The sequence below is a fragment of the Magnetococcales bacterium genome (assembly GCA_015231925.1).
Taxonomy (GTDB): Bacteria; Pseudomonadota; Magnetococcia; order Magnetococcales; family JADGAQ01; genus JADGAQ01.
Genome location: JADGAQ010000011.1, coordinates 41,135 through 47,421 on the forward strand (window position 1 = coordinate 41,135; position 6,287 = coordinate 47,421).

The following is a 6,287-nucleotide window of genomic DNA, read 5'->3' on the forward strand; positions in this document are numbered from 1 at the left end:
ATTCCTCCATCAAGGTATTATGGGGTGTAGTGAAACAGACGGTCCAGCAAATCGGCATCGTCGAAGTGGCGCTGACCGGAAAAGGAGGTGGCATGGTGTCCCCACTGCCGCATGGCGCCCGGTTCGGGCACGCCCATGGGCCAGAAGAGCCAGCGTTCGCCCCGTTCGGAACCGGTCACGATGCCGTCCGCCCCGAACAGGCTGCGGTGCGCGGCGCCGTCCGGCAGGGAGCGCAGGGTTTGATACTCCTCCCAGGCATAAGGTACCCGCAGCGGGGAGGGAGCGTGGTGAACGCGCTGTACGAAGTGGCTGCCGTGGGCCAGCCGGATGGTGGCGCGGGGGGCGCTCTCCAGGGGTTGGGGTGCGAAGGCGGCCTCTTCCGAAAGGGTTTCCGGCTCTTTGGGCTTCAGACCCGGTGCAGGGAAGAAAAGGTGATAACAACCGCAATTGTGAATGGTATCCTGCAGGAGGGGTTGACCGTCGGTTCCCAGGGTGACCCGCCAGGTCAGGCCGTCGAGATTGCCCCCCAGCAGATCGAAGGGGGAACTCATGGGTCGGGCGGGAAACCAGAGGATGTAGTTGAGCTGCGTCAGGGTCCGGCCCTGAAAACGGGTATGGGAGAGGTGGCGGTAGACCATGGGCTTGGCGGTGTTGACCCGTGGTTGGCCCTTTTCCAGGACGATTTCGCCGGGTTGGTCGGCCCATGAGGCGACATCCACCTCCCAGGTCGGGGCAAAGGTGGCGAAAAGCCGCTCCCGGAGGGAGGGATCCAGGGCCGGGGTGCCCAGGGGATGGTCGGCCATCGCTTTCAGAAGCGGTTTCAGCTCTTCCGGGGAGAGGGGAGCGATCTCTTCCGGGGGCGCATAGCTGATCAGGTTCCCTTCAACCGGCAGAGTGTCCAAGGGGGTGGCGAAGGTCTGCCCGATCTCCCGATGCAGACGGGTCACACCCCATTTCATGGGTTGCACCGTCAGCCAATAGAGGCCCAGAAGCTGTTTCCAGGATTGGTATTCCGGGGGCACCGCGACCGTCCGCCGCACGCTTTCCAAGCCGGAGGCGTTTTCGTCGGCCCGACGCAGAAGGGCGGAACAGCGTTGCAGGCTGTTTCGGGCCTGCTCTTTCCACTGCGGAGGGGCCTGCAGATTGGCCAGTTCCACCCCTGAGCCGGTCAGTCCCGAGGCCTGGGCCAGGTCGAGCCAGGCGTCGCGGGCGGGCAGGGTGGCGGTGGCGGCCAGAAAGCGGTCCACCCGATAGTGGGGATATCCGGGCAAGGGCACGGTCTGGGCATCGTTCACGCCTTGGTGTCCCACCTCATCGGCCAACTCCGCGTAAAAGGCGCGGCAGGAGGGGATATCCGTCGCGTCGGGCAGAGCAAGAGGGGAGAGCGATCGGGGTTGGCTGGCGCATCCTCCCAGCAGCGATACCCCCAAGGAGAGCGGTAGAACGAACCGGGAAAGAAGGCCGGGCATGGCGGTATCAGCTTTTTTCGGCGCTGGAGGATACTGCCGCCACCGAGGTGGCCAGCCGTTCCAGATTGTTCATCATGTCCAGGGAGCGTCGGAAGAGGAGGTCGGCGACGATGGGGGGGCCCAGCAACGGGGGAATCAGCAGACGGGGCGTCATGCGGGCCTCGACGGTGACACGGGTCAGGCCGGGGGACTCTTCCACGAACTGCCAGAGGGAACTCCCTTTTTCGTAATCGCTCTCTTCGGGTACGATGGTCACCATCAAATCGCCGTTATCCGTCTGCCGCACCTCCTGGGTTTGCACCAGGCGGGGACAGAAGAGGAAGAGACACTCCTGCATGACCACCCGCATCTTTTCGACCCGTGGCTTGTCCGAGGCCAGGCGGCGGCTCTCCACGATGGTTCGGTTGAGTTGTCCAAGATGATCGAAATCGGTGATGAGTTTGCGCAGCAGTTCGGGCTCTCCCTGTACGCGCATCTCCAGGTGCAGGGTGTACTCTCCCGAGGCATGCCCTACGCTGGAGCGAAGCACCTCCCCAGCCGGGGCTTCCGCGCAAAACAGGGTGGCAAGTGTCAATAGAACGGCAATAACCTGGCAAAGAGGCTTCATCTTCGATCCGTCGACCCGTTGGAAATCCGTGAGATCCATTGAGGCTCAAAAGCAAGCATAATCCGTGCAATGTTAAAAAGTCCTGAACGAAGGAGTGGATGCCGAAGGCGAAAGAGGAAGAGGGAATGCGATTTTTCTGTTGACACGGCAACAAAATTGATTATAAATTGACAGCCAGATCGAAACGATCCGCTGCAAGGCGTCTGGGAGAAACAATGAACCCGTTTTCGGGGCAAAGCGCCCCTTGATTTGCACGATTGAGGAGATGAAACGATGAGCGTATTGGTCACCAAGCAGGCCCCCGATTTCACCGCCCAGGCCGTGATGCCGGATGGCTCCTTCAAGTCCCTCAGCTTGTCGGAGTACAAGGGCAAGTATGTGGTTTTGTTCTTCTATCCGCTGGACTTCACCTTTGTGTGCCCCTCGGAGATCATTGCCTTCGACCATCGTCTGCAGGAGTTCAAGAATCGTGGCGTGGAGGTGATCGGTGTGTCGGTGGACTCCCACTTCTCCCACTGGGCCTGGCGCAACACGGCGATCAAGGATGGGGGTATCGGTCCCGTGCAGTATCCCCTGGTGGCCGATCTGAGCAAGCAGATTTCCCGTGACTACGATGTGCTGATCAATGACACCGTTGCCTTGCGGGGTTCTTTCCTGATCGACGCCAAGGGTGTGGTGCGGCATCAGGTGATCAACGACCTGCCTTTGGGGCGCAATGTCGACGAGATGCTGCGCATGGTGGATGCCCTCCAGTTCACCGAGCAGCATGGTGAAGTTTGCCCCGCGGGTTGGAACAAGGGCAAGCCGGGCATGAAGGGCAGCACCGACGGTGTGGCCAGCTATCTGGCTCAACACGCCAGCGAGCTGTAATCGGCCCCTTGAGACACGGAGAAACGAACATGGCTTTTGAATTGCCTGCACTCCCTTACGGGATGGATGATCTGGCTCCCCATATTTCCCGGGAGACCCTGGAGTTTCATTACGGCAAACATCACCAGACCTACGTCACCAACCTCAACAATCTGGTCAAGGGGACCGATCTGGAGGGGTTGAGCCTGGAGGAAGTGGTTCGCAAATCCTCCGGTGGGGTGTTCAACAACGCCGCTCAGGTATGGAACCACACGTTTTACTGGAACTGCCTGAGCCCCAAGGGTGGCGGCGCTCCCGGCGGCGCTTTGGCCGAGGCCATCAATGCCAAGTTCGGCTCTTTCGAGGCCTTCAAGGAGGCCTTCACCAAGACGGCGGTGGGCACTTTCGGTTCCGGATGGGGCTGGCTGGTCAAGAATGCGGACGGGTCGCTGGATCTGCTCAGCACCAGCAACGCCGGGACCCCGATGACCGAGGGCAAGAAGGCTTTGTTGACGTGCGATGTGTGGGAGCATGCCTATTACATCGATTTCCGCAATGCCCGGCCCAAGTATGTCGAGGCTTTTTGGAATCTGGTGAACTGGGAGTTCGTGGCAGCCAATTTTGCCGCGTGACGATCCGGTTGTGACAGCAGTACCGAAGAAGCGGGCCGCGAGGCCCGCTTTTTGCGGTGGAGGGCAGATTCCTTTTAATATTTTATCTTTTAACTATCAAAAAAAGAAAAATGTTCTATCCTTTGACTTTCTTTCTCCTGTATAAAATGAGTCCACAAATATTATAGATATATAAAAGAGCAAATAAAAAAAGTCAACGGACAGAACATTTTCTTTTTTTGATAATTAAAAGATAAAGATTAAAAGGATGCTGCTACCTCGTTGCCGTTTAGCCACTCCCTCGGGAAGAGACGTGAAAATAGCCCTGGTTTCCACCGGACACGGTCGCATTCATCGCGGATTCGAGGCCTTTACCGGCAGTCTGTTCGAGAATCTGCGCCGCCGGGTTCCCGATCTGGATGTGACCCTCTTCGCCGGTGGCGGTGAGCCGGAAGAGCGGCGAGTGGTGGTGCCGAACCTGCACCGCCACGACCTTCCCGCCCGCTGGTTCGGGGAGTTCCGCGCCAATCTGCTGGAAAAACGCTCCTTCGCTCTCGCGATCTACGCCCATCTTCGCCGGGGCGGCCATGATCTGGTGCATTACAACGAACTGGTCATGGGCAGCGCCCTGTTTCATCTGCGGCGTCGTTTCGGCGGCCATTTCAAGCTGCTCTACTGCAACGGTGCGCCATCCCCCGCAGTGCATTACCACCATCGCTGCGACTACGCCCAGCTTCTGACGGGTCCGGGATTCGAAGAGGCGGTGAGCTTCGGCATGGAGGCCCGACGCCTCTTTCTTTTGCCCTACGGCCTGGACGCGGACCGGTTTCACCCACGCACGGCCCTAAGCCGGGAAGCCGTGCGGCGGGAGTTGGGCATTCCGCCCGAGGCGGTGCTGGTGCTGACGGTGGCGGCGTTGAAGCGCGAACACAAACGCATCGACTACCTGCTGCAGGAGATGGGCGGATTACCGGAGCGTTACTGGCTGGTGGCGGCGGGGCAGCGCACGGGCGATACCCCGGCGCTGGAGGAGGAGGGGCGGCGTCTGCTGGGCGACCGCTTCCGCTTCCTGACCTGGCCTGCGGAGCGTGTGGCCCTGCTCTACGGCGCGGCGGACCTCTTCGTGCTGTGTTCCCTGACCGAGGCCTTCGGACTGGTGACGGTGGAGGCGATGTTGTCGGGTGTGCCGGTCATCGCCCATCGTGGACCGGTCTACCAGTGGCTGGCGGAAGGAACCGGGGCGCGACTGATCGACATGGCGCAAGAGGGGCGCTTGCGGCAGGCCATTGCGGAAATGCCGCAGGCCCTGCCGACAAGGGAACGGGAGGAGGCGGCCTTCCGGCGCTTCTCCTGGGAGATGCTGATTCGGGAGTATGTGGCCATGTACGAATCCGTTTGCAGCGGATCACCTCTCTCCTGAAGGAGAGGGGTAAATGACCGTCGGGGTGATGTGGGCGTACGCCGAGGTGGTCAGAGGCGGGCGAATCCGCTCGCGATCCCGTCGCCATTTGCCGTGAATGGGTAGGAGGTCGCGCAGGATCCCCCCGAAAATCGCCCCTTCCGCAAGCAGGGGACGCCATTGCCACCGGAAGAGGAATTGTCGGCATCGGGCCAGGAACAGGTGCAACGCCGAGCCGGTGTTTGCCAGGAAGGAGCGGTTGGGATCCGCCAGTTTGTAAATATAATAGTTGCGTGATTTCAAACGGTTGACCGCCTGATTCTGCGCCATGGAGCCGCCGGCGAAGTGGCGGGCCAGGGCGTTGGGGACCAAACCCACTCGAAAGCCTTGATATCGAGCCCGGCGGCAGAAATCGGTCTCCTCCCAGTAGAAGAAGAGGAAGGGGTCCAGCGCGCCCACCTGTTGCACACACGCCCGGTTGACCATCAGGAACGAGCCTTCCACCCAATCCACCTCCTGGACTTCGCGACTGCCCTGACGCATGGCGGGGAGCAGTTGCGGGTGTTTGCCACACATGTAGCCATTGGGTTGGTCCGATTCCCAGTCCAGGAAGGCTGGACCGAGAATGGCGCAGGGGGAGGATTCCGTAGCGCGTTGCATGGCTTGCAGGCAGCCCTCTTCGAGCCGGAGATCGTTGTTGGCCCAGATGACCCAGTCGCAGCCATCGTCGAAAGCGATGGGCATGGCCAGATTGTAGGCCATGCTGTAGCCCAGATTTTGGGGAAAACGGATGTGGATCACCTCGGGATGGTGTTCTTCGACCCAGGAGAGGCTGTCGTCCGTACTGGCGTTGTCCACCAGATAGAGGCGCACCGGAACGCCCGATTGTTTGGCGAGAGAGGGCAGCAGGGTCTCCAGCCACCGTTTGCCATTCCAGTTCAGAATCAGGATGCCGAGCGGAGGAGGGGTGGTCATGGTTTCCGGTGTATCCCTGGGCAAGACCGGTTGGGGCGATGGGTCGGCAGTCCCGTTTTCCATGTGTCGCCGCAATTCGAAACAAGCCGGTGAATGCTACCACAGGGTTGTTCCGAGAGACAGGCCGATTTCCGGGGCTTACACAGGGGATTGTCCTGGAGGAATGGGGAATCTGGTATCGCGGGGAACACCCTGCTAAACTCCAAGGAGGCGGCGTCGGCGCAACCCCCAACTTTCAACCATCGCGACATCATGCATGCTATTTTTTATTTTTGTCTTTTCTTCTATGTGGCGGCGTTGGCCGGGCTGCAGACGGTTTACGGCGGGGTTTTTTCCAATATTCGCTGGGGCTTGCTGGGTGCGTCGTTTCTTTTTGG

The 6,287-nt window shown here is 60.2% G+C and carries 6 protein-coding genes; 3 read left to right on the forward strand and 3 right to left on the reverse strand.

The annotated features are described in order from the left end of the window. Window positions 1–17: 17 nt before the first annotated feature. Together HQL56_02780 and HQL56_02785 are read right to left on the reverse strand one after the other, a co-directional pair. Window positions 18–1,469, reverse strand: coding sequence for a hypothetical protein (locus HQL56_02780; protein ID MBF0308443.1), 1,452 nt, complete (start codon window positions 1,467–1,469; stop codon window positions 18–20). Window positions 1,470–1,476: 7 nt separating this feature from the next. Next, window positions 1,477–2,076, reverse strand: coding sequence for an SRPBCC family protein (locus HQL56_02785; protein MBF0308444.1), 600 nt, complete (start codon window positions 2,074–2,076; stop codon window positions 1,477–1,479). Between the two features lie 273 nt (window positions 2,077–2,349). Between HQL56_02785 and HQL56_02790 the strand changes: the two genes are divergently transcribed. From HQL56_02790 to HQL56_02800, 3 genes are all read left to right on the forward strand, one after another. Continuing rightward, a complete protein-coding gene (locus HQL56_02790) occupies window positions 2,350–2,946 on the forward strand; it encodes a peroxiredoxin (protein ID MBF0308445.1) in 597 nt (198 codons plus the stop codon). Between the two features lie 29 nt (window positions 2,947–2,975). Further along, a complete protein-coding gene (locus HQL56_02795) occupies window positions 2,976–3,557 on the forward strand; it encodes a superoxide dismutase [Fe] (GenBank protein ID MBF0308446.1) in 582 nt (193 codons plus the stop codon). Window positions 3,558–3,849: 292 nt separating this feature from the next. Next, complete coding sequence (locus tag HQL56_02800) at window positions 3,850–4,956, forward strand: glycosyltransferase family 4 protein (protein ID MBF0308447.1); 1,107 nt, start codon at window positions 3,850–3,852, stop codon at window positions 4,954–4,956. Here the strand turns inward: HQL56_02800 and HQL56_02805 are convergent. After that, window positions 4,942–5,910 (reverse strand): glycosyltransferase family 2 protein, encoded by a 969-nt coding sequence (locus HQL56_02805; GenBank protein MBF0308448.1) that lies wholly within the window; start codon window positions 5,908–5,910, stop codon window positions 4,942–4,944. The two genes, HQL56_02800 and HQL56_02805, sit on opposite strands and share 15 nt — an antisense overlap. Window positions 5,911–6,287: the final 377 nt, after the last annotated feature.

Coding starts and splice junctions, on each gene's coding strand:
- HQL56_02785 (MBF0308444.1), bottom strand. CDS start 2,076: ATGAAGCCTCTTTGCCAGGTTATTGCCGTTCTATTGACACTTGCCACC.
- HQL56_02790 (MBF0308445.1), top strand. CDS start 2,350: ATGAGCGTATTGGTCACCAAGCAGGCCCCCGATTTCACCGCCCAGGCC.
- HQL56_02795 (MBF0308446.1), top strand. CDS start 2,976: ATGGCTTTTGAATTGCCTGCACTCCCTTACGGGATGGATGATCTGGCT.
- HQL56_02780 (MBF0308443.1), bottom strand. CDS start 1,469: ATGCCCGGCCTTCTTTCCCGGTTCGTTCTACCGCTCTCCTTGGGGGTA.
- HQL56_02805 (MBF0308448.1), bottom strand. CDS start 5,910: ATGACCACCCCTCCTCCGCTCGGCATCCTGATTCTGAACTGGAATGGC.